This is a genomic window from Marinomonas sp. FW-1 (genome assembly GCF_005222245.1).
Classification (GTDB): Bacteria; Pseudomonadota; Gammaproteobacteria; order Pseudomonadales; family Marinomonadaceae; genus Marinomonas; species Marinomonas alcarazii.
The window spans coordinates 3,073,790-3,089,316 of the sequence record NZ_CP025987.1; the positions used below are offsets into that span (position 1 = coordinate 3,073,790).

A 15,527-nucleotide genomic window follows, 5' to 3' on the forward strand; every position below is an offset into this window, starting at 1 on the left:
TCATAACCCCATTGGTACTCTGTGCCAATGGGGTTTCTTTTTCTATACGCCAAACATCACATTGATCTAAGCGCATAATTTTCTCCCGCCGACTGAATTGTCTGACTTAACTCAGCAGCCACGTCTGCTTGTTGAAGTTTGTTCCACACAAGTTCATGGAAATAGAATGCAACTGTATTGATCGCAGGCTCTACAATAGCGACCAAGCCACCCACTAACAAACTCCCAGTAATAAGGTAAGCAACAGAGAACGCGATAGAAAAATGCATTACTGCAAAAGTCATTGTTTTAGCCATGGTGAATCTCCTTCTTTTCGATTACAGAAAGAGTAGTGAAACCAGACTCATTATTAAAATATATTATTAATATCTATCTAATAGCTTTTTACATTTAATCATTGGGAGCAGGAATGATGATCCGCTCTATGAAGTCATTCACGCCTTCAAACGCCTCAGAATAGATCTTCACATCCTGCGAATCCTTTAAATTGCTTTCATTGGCTGCTAACCAAAAACTCGCCCCAATTACCGCAACAGGGCGCTGCCATTGCTGCATTTGATACACCAAGTCTGCTGCTTTGTTATTCAATTCACTTTCACAAAAAACCAACACTGACGCAGCCTGAACACCTTCCACTAAACTAAACCAGTCATTACTTTGCAGTACATTGGGCACTACGCAACATGACAACCCTTTATCCAATAACATGGCTGCTGCCATGTAGCACCATAAGCTACGCTGGGACGATAGCCCTGTAATCAGCACTTTATGCGCGCTCTTCTGCTGCCCCTTAAAGCTATTTAGACGAGTCATTAAGCATGACAGCACAATCGACTCACAAAACGCTAAGGCAGCCCCTTTTCCCAACTGCTCGAAGCTAGGCAACAGCCAGTCTCGTACAGCAATATCGGCTGGGTACTGAGAAAATATTTGCTGATACATTTGCTCAATTTTCTCACCTTGAAAAGCGCCTGCCGCCTTCACCAGTGCCGCCTGAGACGCCAGCCATTCATTCGAAGGTGATACAGCATCAAACATAGCCCCTTGATCTAATAAGGCGCGCACTTTACTAACGGCAACCCCTTGCTGAATCCAACGCAAAATCCCTTCAACACGCTGTACGTCACCTTGGTCATACAATCGATGTCCTTTGTTGGTTCGCTTTGGCTTTAGTAAACCATAACGACGCTCCCAAGCTCTCAGCGTGACAGAGTTAACACCTGTTTTTAGTGATAATTCGCGAATAGGAAAAAACGCCTCGCTGCCTAACGGCACAGCGTCATCCAAAGGCTCAGATCGTTTGAGACTTTCCACTTCCACATTTTGTTTTGACTGACTCATACATTTTTCCAATAAATCATCGTTCACCCAAGGTGATTTACTCATTGTGACCTAAACTTAATATAGACTTAAAAAACTATACAAATATTTTTTTGTACAATTTAATTGCTTTTATTGTACAAGATTCTATATTGTATAAGAAAGCAATGCACTAACTGGAAAAAACACTATGAGCACATTAACCGCTAACCAAATACACACACCTGCCTTCGACATCGCCATCATTGGCGCAGGCTTAGCAGGCAGTCTATGTGCGCATTTGTTAGCCCAATCAGGCCATAGCGTCTGCATCATAGACAAAAGCCGTGGCAGTGGCGGTCGAGCCAGCAGTAAAAGATTGGAAGATGATACTAGCTGTGACCTAGGCACTCCTTTTATCCTAGCCCAGCATTCTGATGTTATTACTCTCTTGCAACAGCTCACTAAGGAGCAAGTTGCAGCGCCATGGAAACAATTAAATCAAGGTGACGCACAAGCCTTTGTTGGCACACCTAAAATGAGCGCTATCACTCGACACTGGATTCAACAGGCTCACTTTATCGCAAGCACTCGTATTCATCATCTTGATCAAGTAACGCAAAACGGCGATAAACAGGCAAGCTGGCTATTAAGAGACGATAAATACCAACCTGTTGTTATAGCTAAAAAGGTCATCATTGCGGCACCAGCCCCTCAAACGGCATCCATATTGGCTACCCATGAACAACTGGCTGTATTGTTACTCAGAGCAAATCAAGCGAGCGCTTCTTATCAATCTCAGTGGGCCATGTGGCTAGAAACAGAACCATGCGATCTAAATGCCTTAATTGAACCTAAAGATTCTTTAATCAAACGCATGATAAAAGACAATTACAAGCCCATGCGCCATAGTGAAAAGATGGATCGATGGGTCATTCAAACAACGGCCGAATGGAGTAAACAACACCTAGACTCAGATAAGGAATGGATCACTCAAACCTTGCTGAAAGCTTTCGCAGAAATCACGGAGCACAGAGTATTAAAGCACGGAGCACCACACCGCTGGTTCTTAAGCCGATTTAGCGAACATAAGGGCAATAAACCCTTTGCTTGGTCGCCAGAAAATAACATCGGACTTGTTGGAGACTGGTTGTGCCAAGGTGATGCTGAAGGCGCATTACTCAGTGCATTGTCTCTTATTCACCACATCACAGATGCTGAATAGACACTACGATGTCTATTGGAGGATTAACCTATGCCACACTCTCAACCATCACCAGATCAGCTAACACACAAGATTCCCGTTGGCATCAGTGCCTGCTTATTGGGAGATAATGTCCGCTACAACGGTGGGCACAGTCATTCGGACTATTGCGACAAAATCCTCAGTCATTATTTTGACTATCAAAAGTTTTGCCCTGAGGTCGCTGCTGGATTTGGCACACCACGCCCAACACTTCGCCTAGAAGGTGATCCTGATTCACCAAGAATGGTATTTAGTAAGAACTCGGAAGAAGATGTTTCCGAGGTATTTATGACCGCGTCGAATAAGTATCTGGAAAACCTGTCTCATCTAGATGGTTATATTTTGATGAAAAAATCCCCTAGTTGCGGCATGGAGCGTATTAAGGTTTATCAAGAAAATGGTCATCCTCATATGCAACGCAGTGCAGGACTTTTTACCAAAGCCCTTCAGCAACGCTATCCATTATTGCCTGTCGAAGAAGACGGTCGCTTGAATGACCCTGTTTTGCGGGAGAACTTTTTGTTGCGTGTGTTCACTCATCACGACTTCCGTCACAGCATGGGCGAACAGGCAAAAATGAAAGACCTTATCGCTTTTCATAGCCGCTATAAATACATGGTAATGGCTCATTCTCAGCCAATTTATCGTAAACTCGGCCGCATGCTTTCAGGCAATGATCCACGCCCCATCGAGCAATTAAAAACCGCTTACTTTGAAATACTCATGACAACCCTGTCAAAACCGGCGGCACGTAAAAATCATTGCAACGTATTGATGCACTTAGTTGGCTATCTAAAACATGCCGTGGATGTCTCTGTACGCAAAGACATTTTAGAAGTAGTGGAACAATATCGCCGTGGAGAAGTTAATCTAGCCACGCCTGTCACCCTACTTCATCATTACTTAAAGCATTACGGCAGTGACTATATAAACCAACAGAGTTACTTCATCCCATACCCTTCCCCTCTCGGCATCCGTAATACGGTTTAAGGTGACCTAATAGCATGAAAGTTGAACACCTAGTATGGTTGCGCAATGATTTGCGCCACTTAGACAATCCAGCACTTCACTTTGCCGCCAAGGAAGCTCGTGCACAAAATACGCAGCTTGCCGTAGTCATTACACCAACACCTGCACAGTGGGCAGAGCATAATGAGTCGGATGCAAAAACAGGTTTACGCGCTGGTTTAATCAAAACTCTAGCGAAAACATTGGCACAGCTTGGCATTCCCGTGCACTTTCTTGAGGTAGATAGTTTCAATCAGCTGCCAGAGGCCATCACTCAATTTTGCCTCAGTCAGCAAATAAAACATCTTTGGTTTAATCGCGACCTGCCGGTTCACGAACAACAACGTGATCACGCTGTCTGTGAACAACTCGCTAAACATCAGATTCACGCTCATGTTCAAGCTGCTGATCTTATCGTTCCAGAGGATGTACTGAGCCAACAAGGAACACCATTTAAAGTATTCACCCCCTTTTTTAACCGTTGGGTGGCCATGTTAGCTCTACAAGACACAACTCCCCTTGAGTCACCAGAACCACAGGCTGATCCATTACCAGAACCTGATGTCGAGTTCGCTTGGGAGAAACCTTTCAGAGACGATTTATGGCCTGCAGATCAGGACACAGCTAAACAAAAGCTTTGGCAGTTTTGTCACCATAAAGAGCGCCACTACCAAGAAGCAAGAGATTATCCCATTGAACCAGCCACCAGCACCTTATCGCCCTATTTAGCGCTGGGTGCCTTGGGACCAAGACAATGCTTAGAAGCCATCTTCTATACCTGTAACCAAGAAGAAAAACGCTGGCAAGACAGCACGTGGCTAAAAGAACTCGCATGGCGAGATTTCTATCGTCAGTTAATGATGCACTTTCCATTTTTGTCTAAACACCAACCGTTCAAAGCGGAAACTAACGCCTTGATTTGGCGAAACAATGACGCAGAATTCCAAGCCTGGTGCGAAGGCAAAACAGGTTTTCCCATTGTCGATGCCGCCATGAGACAATTAAACCAAACAGGCTGGATGCACAATCGGCTAAGAATGGTAACAGCGAGCTTCTTCACCAAACTTATGTTTGCAGACTGGCGAAAAGGTGAAGCGTACTTTATGAGCAAACTGATTGATGGTGAGTTCGCCGCAAATAATGGTGGTTGGCAATGGAGCGCTTCGACTGGCTGCGATGCCGCGCCTTACTTTCGTGTTTTCAACCCCACTAGACAATCTCAAACCTATGACAAAAACGGTGACTTTATTCGCCGCTTTGTTCCAGAACTGGCAAACCTAGATGCGAAATCTATACATGACCCGAAACCGAGCCAAAGGAAGCAATGCGGTTACCCAGACCCTATCATTGATTATAAAACCGCTAGACAGAATGCCATTAACGCATTTGATGAGTTAAAAGCTGGATAAGCCTATTTAGAGGTATTTTTCGCGTTTACTATGCTTTCTCCGAAAAATACCTCTATAGTTTGAGCTGTAATATTTTTTTTGCACTTCGTCTTTACAGACTCAAACAAAGTCTTATAATTCGGGAAATTTTTTGGATCGATTACAGCTATGTCTAACTCTCCACAACACTTACATGATGTTCTAGTCCACTTGCGACGCATCATCCGCGCCACTGACCTACAATCCAAGCGTGTAGTAAAAGCCTGCGGTTTAACCATTCCTCAAATCATGGTGCTTCGTTCTATTGAAGAACTAGGCGATGTTACTGTGCGAAAAATTTCAGACAGTGTGTCATTGAGCCAGGCAACGGTCACCACTATTTTGAATCGCTTAGAAGATAGAAAATACGTTGAAAGAGTTAGAGGTCAAAAGGATAAACGTATCGTCAATGCGCGTTTAACCAGCTTAGGTATCGAAATATTGAAAACCACTCCGCCTCTTTTGCATGAAAAATTCATCGATGAATTTGATTCCCTAGAAGGCTGGGAGCAAACTCAGGTACTGGCCTCTCTACAACGCATAGCGATGATGATGGACGCTGAAACTCTAGACGCAGCACCTCTGCTTGATATCAACTCGCCAGACGCCTAACCTGCACTAACCGTTAAGCGCTAAGCTAACCAAATGCTAGACACAAAAAATGGCCGCATGTTTGCGGCCATTTTTGTGTCTAGGAATGAATAATCACTTTAGATTCAGAACATCCTGCATGTCATACATACCAGAAGACTTGCCTTCTAACCAGCTTGCTGCGCGAACAGCGCCTTTGGCAAAAGTCATACGGCTACTGGCTTTGTGAACAATCTCAATACGTTCACCTTCCGTTGCAAACCAAACACTGTGTTCACCAACCACATCGCCAGCACGAATGGTTTCAAAACCAATTTCTTTTTGGGTACGAGCGCCAATTTGGCCTTCGCGACCGTAAACAGCACACTCTTTTAAATCTCGACCTAATGCTTCAGCGACCACTTCGCCCATTCGCAAAGCCGTACCTGAAGGAGAATCTACTTTATGACGATGGTGTGCTTCCACAATTTCCACATCATAATCATCACCCAAAATTTGTGCGGCGGTTGCCAGCAACTTAAGCGTCAAATTCAAACCAACGCTCATATTTGGCGCGAACACCATAGGTGATTGTTGAGCACATTCATTTAATGCCGCTTTTTCTTCATCGTTTAAGCCCGTTGTGCCAACCACTATGGCTTTTTTATGCTTAGCGCAAAACGCCGCGTTTTCTAACGTTAAACTTGGTGTAGTGAAATCAATTAATACATCGAAATCGTTCACACAATCCGCTAATGACTCAACAGCAGCAACTCCCAACTTTCCTAGGCCAGCTATTTCGCCAGCGTCCGCACCAACTAAGCTACTGCCAGGCTTCAAAATAGCAGCGCCTAAAGTAACATCGCTGGCATCATGAATGGCTGTAATTAGATTTTTTCCCATGCGCCCTGATGCGCCAATAACTGCTACTCGCATTTCTCTGCTTCCTCAATTTTGTCTGCGTAAACCATAACAAAAAACCGTCTAAATCTCAGCATTAAAAATCAACAAGGTCTTTACAGGCCATAAAAAAAAGGAGCCAAAGCTCCTTTATAGAATCACAACCACAAACATCAAACTAAGGTGACTAGAAGATCTCGTCTGGTCTCAATTCTTCGACCATATCAAGGTCAAATTCTAGAACACCATCTGTCGGAATTTCATCTATGGTATTACGCATTTTCGGCCGTGACGTGTCATTTTGCTTAATCACAATCTCTACTCGTCGATTTGTTGCTCTATTAGCAGCCGTATCATTTGGCACTAATGGGCGAGTGTCTGCATAACCCGTTACAGCGAACCGACTTTGGTCAAGCTGCCCCGTTGAAAACAACTCTTCAGCGACTGAAATCGCTCGTGCCGAAGACAATTGCCAATTAGAACGGAAACGGCCACTGACAATAGGTACGTTATCCGTGTTCCCTTCTACAGAAATGGTCCCTTGTATACCAACAAGAACATCACGAATCACATCGATAACAGGAATAAAGTCGTAATTCAGCTCGGCAGAACCAGATTCAAAGGAGCCTTGGTCTTTAATTCGAATTGTGATGGTTTGTTCTTGGGTTTCAATTTCCACCAAACCTTTAGAGATCTCTTCACGCATGATCGAAGCGATCATTTGAGCATCACCTTCCGTTTCCTGAATTTTTTTCTCTCGATCAAGGTCCGCTTTTGATTTATCAACAAAAGTCACAGGTGAGGGTGAGCCTGAATCGCTTTGCTCTTTTAACTCTGCATCGCCCGGCTTACAAATCACCTCAAGCGTATTCTCTGGCGTCGTGTCTACCTTTTGCTTGACCTCATTAATGGGGGTTGGCTCAGGTCGACCAGGACTAAATTCTTGGGCTATTACAGACGTCCCCATAGGAATAGAGTCCGCCTCAACATCACGCTGAACACCAAATGCTAATTTTAATGAACCTGCTATTTGCTTGAACTTAATAACATCCATTTCAGAAAATGAAAGTAACAGCACAAAGAAACACATCAACAAGGACATGAGATCCGCAAAGGTCCCCATGTAAGCAGGTAAGCCCTCTACACATTCAGGGCAATCTGACTCTTCTTCATCGCTCATTCAAATATTCCATTAAAAACTGACATACTATTCACGCTCTACTCGCTTGCCTTCCGCCATGTAAGCTTTCAGCGCGCCATCCAAAATACGTGGATTCTGACCGGATTGAATGGCAAGCAAAGCGTCTAAGATTAACTTCTGACAGATTAACTCTTCATCGGCACGAACATTGAGTTTTACTTGCATAGGTAAAAACACCATATTCGCCATCATGGCACCATAAAGCGTTGTTAACAAAGCAACCGCCATAGCAGGGCCAATTGCCTTTGGATCAGACATGTTTGCCAACATCTGTACCAAGCCAACCAACGTCCCTATCATCCCCATGGCCGGACCAACATCGCCAAAGGCTTTAAATACCTTAGCGCCGGCATTATGCCGCACATAAGCCTGATTCATATCCTTGGTTAACTGACTTTTGACAACGTTACTGTCATGGCCATCCACCAGCATTTGAATCCCCTTTGATAAGAAAGGATGACTCACCTCTCTTCCCTCTAAGGAAAGCAGGCCACCTTTACGTGCCTCATCAGCCAGACCGTAAATTTCGTCAATCAAAGTATCCAAGGGAACACTTTTAAACATAAAGGCTTTCGCTGCGACTTTACCAGCACTTAGAAACTGGCTTAGTGGATATTGCATTAATACAACAAATAATGAACCAATCAGCACAATCAATATTGATGGTACGTTGACGAACATCCCTGCCGACCCACCAACAAAAATAGCTGAAATAATTACTATAAAAGACCCTATGAGTCCTATTAACGTTGCGATATCCACACACGTCTCCTGACAAAAAAGCTATAATACGACTACTACGTTTCTGCAATTCTATACGAAAGTAAGACTAAGAATGACATCTTCTTACATGATTTTTGTAATTTTCATTAACACTCCCTCGAACAGTAAGTCATTTTCTGTTACAAAACGTGGGTTAAAATAAGAGTAGTCATCATGTCTCGAAAAACAACTGTACGTCATTTTGAAGAAAACCTCAGCGAATTAGATACGCTTGTCACTCAACTTGAGTCTAATCAACTTTCTCTAGAGGAAGCATTAAAGGCTTTCGAGAAAGGCGTTAAACTTAGCCAAGATTGCCAATCTGTTCTTACCCAAGCGGAACAAAAAGTTCAAATCCTGCTTGAAAAACAAGATGGCGAACATCTAGAAACTTTTGACCCGGAATAAAACTCGTGACCTTAGAAGATTTTTCTGACTATGCTCGCCGTCGAGTTGATGATTATTTAACGCAAAATCTAAATCAATACGCGCCCGCAGCACATCTGCAAGATGCCATGATGTACAGCTTATTCAATGGTGGAAAGCGAGTTCGACCAATGCTGACCTACGCGGCAGCCTCTTTGTTTGGGACCGCTGGAGAGTTAACAGATGCAAGTGCCGCTGCGATTGAATCTATCCATGCTTACTCATTGATTCATGACGATCTACCCGCAATGGACGATGATGATCTGCGTCGCGGTAAACCCACTTGCCATATTCAATACGATGAAGCCACCGCCATTCTAGCTGGCGATGCCTTACAGACCTTTGCCTTTGAACTATTAAGTAATAAAAAACACCAAAATAATGGTATACAGCTACAATTGATTCAAGAGCTTGTTTACGCGTCTGGGCGTCACGGCATGGTGACAGGTCAAATGATCGACTTAGCCAATGTCGGAAAAACCATTGACGTTAAAGCGCTAGAACAAATGCACCAACACAAAACAGGTGCATTAATTCGAGCCAGCGTGCGCATGGGTGCGATTAGTACTGGAGGTCATAGCGAGCAAGACCTAGCCGCACTTGATGCTTACTCGGCCGCTATTGGTTTAGCTTTTCAGGTTCAAGACGATATTATTGATATCACCAGTGATACTGCAACGCTTGGAAAAACACAGTTTTCAGATGAAGATGCGAACAAACCAACGTACCCAAAGCTACTAGGATTAGAGGGTGCCCAAACACTTGCTCAAAACCTACATAAGCAGGCAATTGTCGCGATTTCTCCATTTGGAGAGAAAGCCAAACCGTTAGTTGAGCTCGCGAACTATATTATTGACCGCAACCACTGATATACTTACCCGCTTTTTTAGATTAATTAAATGTGACCAAACCTGTGCCGATGTTCGAAGAGATACCTACTGCGCGACCTGACACGCCGCTACTTGATCAAGTCAACTCACCTGCTGACTTGCGTGCCTTTAAAAAAGAGCAATTGCCTTCTCTTGTCCGCGAATTACGAGAGTTCATGCTGTACAGTGTCGGACAAACCGGCGGTCACTTTGGCGCAGGACTTGGCGTCGTAGAGCTTACCGTTGCCCTTCACTATCTATACAACACACCAGAAGATCGAATTGTTTGGGATGTAGGCCATCAAGCCTACCCACACAAAATTCTAACGGGGCGTCGCGACGCTTTGCTTAATATTCGCCAAGAAAACGGTATATCCGGTTTTCCAAAACGCGATGAAAGTGAATACGATACGTTTGGTGTTGGTCACTCAAGTACTTCTATTGGCGCTGCATTAGGTATGTCTCTTGCTGCGCGTCAATTAAAAACAGGCCGCAAAGCGGTTGCCATCATTGGTGATGGTGCTATGTCTGCAGGTATGGCGTTTGAAGCACTTAATCATGCCGGTGATGTCAAAGCCGATATGCTGGTTATTCTAAACGACAACGAAATGTCCATTTCTAAGCCAGTCGGCGCACTGTCTAGCTATTTTGCTCGCATTTGGGCTAGTAAAACGTACGACCATATTCGCGAAGGCGGCAGAAAAGTCTTTTCTGGTTTACCTTCCGCATTAGAGCTGGCTCGTAAAGCCGAAGAACATATGAAAGGCATGGTATCGCCAGGCATGATGTTTGAAGAGCTTGGTTTTAACTATATCGGACCGATTGATGGCCACGATATGGATCATTTACTGACAACGATAGCCAACCTAAAAGACCGAAAAGGCCCTCAGTTCCTGCATGTCATAACAAAGAAAGGCAAAGGGTTTGAACCCGCTGAAGGCGATCCTATCGGCTACCACGCTATCAACAAGATAGAACCAGACCCGAAACCTAACGCAGAGAAAAGCAAATTACCAAAATACTGTAATGTATTTGGGAAATGGGTATGCGATGCTGCCGAACAAGACGAAAAGCTTGTAGCCATTACTCCGGCAATGAAAGAAGGCTCCGATCTCATTGAATTTGCCGATCGCTTTCCAGAAAGATACTTTGATGTTGCCATTGCAGAGCAACACGCAGTGACATTAGCAGCGGGGATGGCCTGTGACGGCATAAAACCTGTTGTCGCGATATACTCGACATTCCTACAACGAGCTTATGACCAGCTAATCCACGATGTCGCTTTGCAAAACCTTGATGTGCTGTTTGCCATTGATCGTGCTGGATTAGTTGGTGAAGACGGTCCAACTCATGCTGGTGTTTACGATTTAAGTTATCTTCGTTGCATTCCAAACATGGTTGTTATGGCGCCTTCTGATGAAGACGAATGCCGTAAGATGCTACAAACTGGTTACGAATACAGAGGCCCAGCCGCCGTGCGTTATCCGCGTGGAACTGGTCAAGGTGTTGATATTGAAGCAACATTGAAAACCCTTGAAATTGGTAAGTCTCGTACATTGAGAACAGGCCAATCAGGTATTGTTATTTGCGGTTTCGGTCGTCCTACTTACGATGCCCTACAAGCCGCGGATAAGTTAGACGCCACCTTGCTCGATATGCGCTTTGTTAAACCGATCGATGAGGAAGCACTCCTTGCCAATCGCGAGGCAAAACTTATCGTCACCGTTGAAGAGAATGCCATCATGGGCGGAGCGGGATCGGCAGTAAGTGAGTTCTTACTTGCTCACAACATCAATATTCCAACACTTCATCTTGGCCTGCCAGACCAATATGAAGAACATGCTAGCCATGCTTCTATGCTAAAACGCGTGGGACTGGATGCTGAAGGAATTAAAAAAGCCATTGAAAGGAAGCTGAACTCGCTATAAAAGCTTCCAAGGCTAAATCCAAACCACGGTCTGTCGTTATGCAGACCGTGGCGCAAACATAATAATGGCCATTCCTAATAGCGCCACACTAGACCCAATAATATCCCAAGTGGTTGGACGAATACCGTCTACCACCCACAACCATAAAACAGCCATGAAGATATACACACCGCCGTAAGCCGCATAGACCCGGCCTGATGCTGTCGGATGCAGCGTTAGCAACCAAGCAAATGCCGCCAAACTTAACGCCGCCGGTACTAATAACCAAATCGTTTTCCCTTCACGAAGCCAAAGGTAAGGCAGGTAACAGCCGACAATTTCTGCCAGTGCGGTCAGAATAAAAAGACCTATTGTTTTTAACTCAGGCAAAAGAACTTTCCTTCTAATAATCTAATCAACGCACCAAACACATAGGCACAAAGCGAATACCATTGAAATCGGCCTCGCTCCTTGTTACTTCAAACCCATAAGATTCATAAAAGCCAACCACATTCACTGACGAACGCAGACTGATTCTAACTCTGAACCTAGCCAGTTAGCCAAAAAATGAGTGTACAGGTAAAAGCAAAAATAACCGATAAAAAAAGGGGCAGATAAGTTTTATCCGCCCCTTTTTAATTGCGTATTTTTGGCATTTTACTTGGCTGTGATCACATCCATCACTAGCTTGCCGTTCACCTTGATTGGGCCGTCTTCTTTCGCACCTAAAGTGTATTCGAAAATACCGGTTTTCATGCCACCAGCTTCGCCATGCAACATCAGCATCAGCATTTCACCGGATTTAACTGGCTCTGTTAAAATCGCCGATACGTCATGATTCATACCTTTTCTAAGTGGTGCATACGCCACCACAGGGCCTGGTTTCATTGCCTTATCTGTGCGATGAACAACTAACCAACCATTACTATCCGCGGTAACGACATCCGCACTTACGGTGCCACCAGATACATCTTGATCGCTGCCTTTTACCGAAAGCTTGCCGTTCATTCCACCCGCTAACGCAGCACCAGTCATTGTCAAAACACCTAAACCAAGCGCAATACGTGAAAATGTATTTTTCATAATATACCTCTACATTGTGTCTTATTGAGTAGTATTTTCCTTTTACACTCATAGCTACGAGCACAATTTAAAAAGGTTTCAGTCACTACATGTTTTTTTGAATTATTTTTCAAAAACCTCAAAGTAAAGGCACAACATAAAAAAAGCCAACCTATTTAGGTTGGCTTCCATAACTATTATGTCTAGATTATAAAGACGTCGGGTACAGTCTGCCATGAATGGCAGGGCCTGTTGGCACGCCAGTTGGAGATCCCCCCGCAGGTTCCACACTGATACCAAACGTCGCGTGGCGAATCACCGCAGGGTCATAATTGATTTGCTTTTGAATGGGTGCAGCAACATTCGCCAATAAACCTAAAGAGCGCGGCGCTGGGCCAATTTCATCGGCTTTAATCCATAACTGATAGGTTTTACCTGCTTCTTGTCCTTGTGCGGTAACTGGTCGAACAGTAAGTTGTCGAGTTTCTATATCCAGCGACATAATAAAAGCTGGCTGCTTATCATCTGCTTGAAACACTGCAACAAAAGGCGCGTTAGCCTGAACGGCTGGCGCTATTGGCGGTTTAACGACCATAAAGATGGCAAGACAAGCCGCAATAGCTGATGCACCAAATGCCCCTAAACGCCAACGCTTCATTTTAATCCGCATCGCTTCCATTTCGACAACAACAGCGGAAGCGGCAGAATTTAGTGAATTATTACTGACAGGATTTTTATTCGTTCGTTGGTCGAGTTTAGCCAAAATCTCTTCAAACAAGCCTTCTCTTGGCTCTGCATCCTGCGCATAATCGTTCAAACCAGCAAAGTGGGCTTGCCAGTTTACAATGGCTTGCTCAAGCATAGGCTCATTCACACGTCGAGCTTCTACCGTCTCGCGCTCGTCCTTGTCCAACGTACCAAGCACATACTCTGCCGCCAATGTTTGAATGGATGTCTCTTCGTCGTTAATCATAATTTCATACAACCTTGCAGCTGCTTAATGCTGCGATGAAGCCAAGTTTTAATGGTGCCTAGCGGCTGTTTGAAACGTTCAGCAAGCTCTTGACGAGAAAGTCCGTCTAGATAAGCTGCTTTAATCATTTGTGCACGAGGCGGTTCAAGGCCATCCAAACACGTTTCCAGTTTTAATAAATCTTGGCTCTTAGTAAAAATGTCATCTGGTGCCATAGAATCGTCTGCGATTAAATCAAAATCTACATCGGCTTCACTGTCTGGCAGCTTATTTTTTCGAACCTCATCAATCGTACGATTACGTGCAATCGTCGCCATCCAAGTAATGGGGGAAGCAACACGTGCATCAAAACTCTCTGCCTTCTCCCATATCTTAAGATAAACTTCTTGCAGCACCTCTTCAGACGCCGCCTGATTCTTTAAGATACGAGAAACTATGCCAAAAAGTTTCCGATGAGTAGCATCATACAACTCAGAAAAGGCAAGACGATCTTCTTGAGCAACTCTAAGCAGCAAATTTGCTAAGGATTCCGTGGTGTGCTGTTCCGATAATAAAGATTGATTCATAAGACTCGCATCGATTAGGTGCCCACTTCGTAAGATGTCAGTATTACACTATTTTTAGTTAAACCCAATTCAAGAAATCATAACCTTAATAAACCATTTTGGCTGCGTTTGATTTAATTACACTCGCAGCGTTTCACTTTATATCAAAGTAATCCTCACCTAAAACCAATAAAAAAACCGCTCATTTACGAGCGGTTTTTAAGATATATCTTTTAATAAAGGCTATAAATAGGCAGTTACAAGGTTTTCAAAGCAGCCGTAAGCGCCGCCATTTCTTCGTCAGTACCAATAGTGATGCGAAGGTAGTTACCGATGCGAGGTTTGTTGCTACCAAAGAAGCGCACAAGGATGCCCCGCTCTTTTAGAGCCAAGTAAATTTGTTCGGCATTTTTTTCTGGGTGTGTTGCGAAAACAAAGTTTGTTGCTGATGGAATGATGTGGAACCCTAACGCTTCAAGGTCTTTGACGGACTGCTCTCGAGTGGCGATGGTTTTATCACAAATCTCTTTTAAATACGCTTCATCTTCCACCGCTGCTGTCGCACCTGCTAAAGCAATGCGATCGATTGGATAGGAGTTGAAAGAGTTCTTCAAACGCTCCAAACCTTCAATCAAATCTGGGTGACCCAATGCGTAACCCACACGAATACCTGCTAAGGCACGGGATTTAGACAAAGTCTGTACAACCAAAAGGTTTGGGTATTGGTTGATCAAAGACGCCGCACTTTGCGCACCAAAATCCACATAGGCCTCATCAACCAACACGACCACATCTGGGTTTGCTTTTAGAATCGTCTCAATATCCGTCAAAGGCAAAGCCTTACCCGTTGGTGCGTTTGGATTGGTAACAACAACGCCTGATACATCCAAGTTTTGGTAATCCGCGGGAACAATGTCGAAATCATCACTTAATGGGATCAGTTTTGGTTCGATGCTGTATAAGCCAGCATAGACCTTATAAAAGCTATAAGTGATGTCCGCGAATGCCAATGGTTTACCGCCAGCAAAATACCCCATAAAAGCCAAAGCCAAGACTTCATCCGAGCCATTACCAACAAACACTTGATTAGCGTCCAACTGATAACTATTTGCTAAAGCGTTTTTCAGCGTCACGCAGTTTGGATCTGGATAAAGACGTAAACGCTCACTGACTTCAAGGGCCATAGCCTCTAACGCCTTAGGTGATGGCGAATAGGGACTTTCGTTAGTATTTAGCTTGATGTACTTTTTGTCTTGCGGTTGTTCGCCTGGCACATAAGGGTCAAGAGAAGCAATTTTATCTGTCCAAAAACGACTCATATAACTCTCCATT

18 protein-coding genes are annotated in these 15,527 nt (G+C 44.1%); 7 read left to right on the forward strand and 11 right to left on the reverse strand.

From position 1 onward, the window contains the following. Window positions 1-56: 56 nt before the first annotated feature. Both C1X04_RS14225 and C1X04_RS14230 read right to left on the reverse strand, forming a co-directional pair. On the reverse strand, window positions 57-296 hold the full coding sequence (locus C1X04_RS14225) for a DUF2061 domain-containing protein (protein WP_110577319.1): 240 nt from the start codon (window positions 294-296) through the stop codon (window positions 57-59). Between the two features lie 94 nt (window positions 297-390). Further along, window positions 391-1,341 (reverse strand): MerR family transcriptional regulator, encoded by a 951-nt coding sequence (locus tag C1X04_RS14230; protein ID WP_175404955.1) that lies wholly within the window; start codon window positions 1,339-1,341, stop codon window positions 391-393. A gap of 169 nt (window positions 1,342-1,510) precedes the next feature. Here C1X04_RS14230 and C1X04_RS14235 point away from each other — a divergent pair, with 169 nt between their 5' ends. From C1X04_RS14235 to C1X04_RS14250, 4 genes are all read left to right on the forward strand, one after another. Further along, window positions 1,511-2,524, forward strand: coding sequence for an NAD(P)/FAD-dependent oxidoreductase (locus C1X04_RS14235; RefSeq protein WP_137170303.1), 1,014 nt, complete (start codon window positions 1,511-1,513; stop codon window positions 2,522-2,524). Between the two features lie 30 nt (window positions 2,525-2,554). Beyond that, window positions 2,555-3,535 (forward strand): DUF523 and DUF1722 domain-containing protein, encoded by a 981-nt coding sequence (locus C1X04_RS14240; protein WP_137170304.1) that lies wholly within the window; start codon window positions 2,555-2,557, stop codon window positions 3,533-3,535. A gap of 14 nt (window positions 3,536-3,549) precedes the next feature. Next, window positions 3,550-4,962 (forward strand): deoxyribodipyrimidine photo-lyase, encoded by a 1,413-nt coding sequence (gene phrB / locus C1X04_RS14245; protein ID WP_137170305.1) that lies wholly within the window; start codon window positions 3,550-3,552, stop codon window positions 4,960-4,962. 147 nt (window positions 4,963-5,109) lie between these two features. Continuing rightward, entirely contained in the window at window positions 5,110-5,592 is a 483-nt protein-coding gene (locus C1X04_RS14250; protein ID WP_110577315.1) for a MarR family winged helix-turn-helix transcriptional regulator, read from the forward strand. Between the two features lie 93 nt (window positions 5,593-5,685). Here the strand turns inward: C1X04_RS14250 and dapB are convergent, their stop codons facing one another. The 3 genes from dapB to pomA form a co-directional block, all read right to left on the reverse strand. Further along, window positions 5,686-6,486 carry a 4-hydroxy-tetrahydrodipicolinate reductase gene (gene dapB, locus C1X04_RS14255; RefSeq protein WP_137170306.1) on the reverse strand — a complete coding sequence of 267 codons (801 nt, stop codon included), beginning with the start codon at window positions 6,484-6,486 and terminating at the stop codon, window positions 5,686-5,688. Window positions 6,487-6,637: 151 nt separating this feature from the next. Beyond that, the gene (locus tag C1X04_RS14260; protein ID WP_137170307.1) at window positions 6,638-7,630 is read right to left on the reverse strand and encodes a flagellar motor protein MotB; all 993 of its coding nucleotides are present in this window, start codon (window positions 7,628-7,630) and stop codon (window positions 6,638-6,640) included. Window positions 7,631-7,657: 27 nt separating this feature from the next. After that, entirely contained in the window at window positions 7,658-8,413 is a 756-nt protein-coding gene (pomA, locus tag C1X04_RS14265; RefSeq protein ID WP_110577312.1) for a flagellar motor protein PomA, read from the reverse strand. Window positions 8,414-8,587: 174 nt separating this feature from the next. Here pomA and C1X04_RS14270 point away from each other — a divergent pair, with 174 nt between their 5' ends. Genes C1X04_RS14270 through dxs form a run of 3 tightly spaced genes read left to right on the forward strand, consistent with a single transcriptional unit; the run spans window position 8,588 to window position 11,636 of the window. Further along, window positions 8,588-8,821, forward strand: coding sequence for an exodeoxyribonuclease VII small subunit (locus C1X04_RS14270; protein ID WP_110577311.1), 234 nt, complete (start codon window positions 8,588-8,590; stop codon window positions 8,819-8,821). A 5-nt stretch (window positions 8,822-8,826) separates the two neighbouring features. Then, window positions 8,827-9,708 carry a (2E,6E)-farnesyl diphosphate synthase gene (gene ispA, locus C1X04_RS14275; RefSeq protein ID WP_137170308.1) on the forward strand — a complete coding sequence of 294 codons (882 nt, stop codon included), beginning with the start codon at window positions 8,827-8,829 and terminating at the stop codon, window positions 9,706-9,708. A gap of 50 nt (window positions 9,709-9,758) precedes the next feature. Beyond that, window positions 9,759-11,636, forward strand: coding sequence for a 1-deoxy-D-xylulose-5-phosphate synthase (dxs, locus tag C1X04_RS14280; protein ID WP_137170782.1), 1,878 nt, complete (start codon window positions 9,759-9,761; stop codon window positions 11,634-11,636). Window positions 11,637-11,672: 36 nt separating this feature from the next. Here dxs and C1X04_RS14285 read toward each other — a convergent pair whose 3' ends face one another. From C1X04_RS14285 to hisC, 6 genes are all read right to left on the reverse strand, one after another. After that, complete coding sequence (locus C1X04_RS14285) at window positions 11,673-12,005, reverse strand: YnfA family protein (RefSeq protein WP_110577309.1); 333 nt, start codon at window positions 12,003-12,005, stop codon at window positions 11,673-11,675. A 25-nt stretch (window positions 12,006-12,030) separates the two neighbouring features. Continuing rightward, complete coding sequence (locus tag C1X04_RS18800) at window positions 12,031-12,171, reverse strand: GNAT family N-acetyltransferase (RefSeq protein ID WP_368073959.1); 141 nt, start codon at window positions 12,169-12,171, stop codon at window positions 12,031-12,033. 101 nt (window positions 12,172-12,272) lie between these two features. Beyond that, window positions 12,273-12,698, reverse strand: coding sequence for a hypothetical protein (locus tag C1X04_RS14295; protein WP_110577308.1), 426 nt, complete (start codon window positions 12,696-12,698; stop codon window positions 12,273-12,275). Between the two features lie 187 nt (window positions 12,699-12,885). Further along, the gene (locus C1X04_RS14300; protein WP_110577307.1) at window positions 12,886-13,650 is read right to left on the reverse strand and encodes an anti-sigma factor; all 765 of its coding nucleotides are present in this window, start codon (window positions 13,648-13,650) and stop codon (window positions 12,886-12,888) included. Then, window positions 13,647-14,216, reverse strand: coding sequence for a sigma-70 family RNA polymerase sigma factor (locus tag C1X04_RS14305; protein ID WP_110577306.1), 570 nt, complete (start codon window positions 14,214-14,216; stop codon window positions 13,647-13,649). The genes C1X04_RS14300 and C1X04_RS14305 overlap by 4 nt, the downstream gene beginning before the upstream one ends. 236 nt (window positions 14,217-14,452) lie before the next feature. Continuing rightward, window positions 14,453-15,514, reverse strand: coding sequence for a histidinol-phosphate transaminase (gene hisC, locus C1X04_RS14310; RefSeq protein WP_110577305.1), 1,062 nt, complete (start codon window positions 15,512-15,514; stop codon window positions 14,453-14,455). Window positions 15,515-15,527 lie beyond the last annotated feature (13 nt).

Coding starts and splice junctions, on each gene's coding strand:
- C1X04_RS14225 (WP_110577319.1), bottom strand. CDS start 296: ATGGCTAAAACAATGACTTTTGCAGTAATGCATTTTTCTATCGCGTTC.
- C1X04_RS14230 (WP_175404955.1), bottom strand. CDS start 1,341: ATGAGTCAGTCAAAACAAAATGTGGAAGTGGAAAGTCTCAAACGATCT.
- C1X04_RS14235 (WP_137170303.1), top strand. CDS start 1,511: ATGAGCACATTAACCGCTAACCAAATACACACACCTGCCTTCGACATC.
- C1X04_RS14240 (WP_137170304.1), top strand. CDS start 2,555: ATGCCACACTCTCAACCATCACCAGATCAGCTAACACACAAGATTCCC.
- phrB (WP_137170305.1), top strand. CDS start 3,550: ATGAAAGTTGAACACCTAGTATGGTTGCGCAATGATTTGCGCCACTTA.
- C1X04_RS14250 (WP_110577315.1), top strand. CDS start 5,110: ATGTCTAACTCTCCACAACACTTACATGATGTTCTAGTCCACTTGCGA.
- dapB (WP_137170306.1), bottom strand. CDS start 6,486: ATGCGAGTAGCAGTTATTGGCGCATCAGGGCGCATGGGAAAAAATCTA.
- C1X04_RS14260 (WP_137170307.1), bottom strand. CDS start 7,630: ATGAGCGATGAAGAAGAGTCAGATTGCCCTGAATGTGTAGAGGGCTTA.
- C1X04_RS14270 (WP_110577311.1), top strand. CDS start 8,588: ATGTCTCGAAAAACAACTGTACGTCATTTTGAAGAAAACCTCAGCGAA.
- dxs (WP_137170782.1), top strand. CDS start 9,759: ATGTTCGAAGAGATACCTACTGCGCGACCTGACACGCCGCTACTTGAT.
- C1X04_RS14295 (WP_110577308.1), bottom strand. CDS start 12,698: ATGAAAAATACATTTTCACGTATTGCGCTTGGTTTAGGTGTTTTGACA.
- C1X04_RS14300 (WP_110577307.1), bottom strand. CDS start 13,650: ATGATTAACGACGAAGAGACATCCATTCAAACATTGGCGGCAGAGTAT.
- C1X04_RS14305 (WP_110577306.1), bottom strand. CDS start 14,216: ATGAATCAATCTTTATTATCGGAACAGCACACCACGGAATCCTTAGCA.
- hisC (WP_110577305.1), bottom strand. CDS start 15,514: ATGAGTCGTTTTTGGACAGATAAAATTGCTTCTCTTGACCCTTATGTG.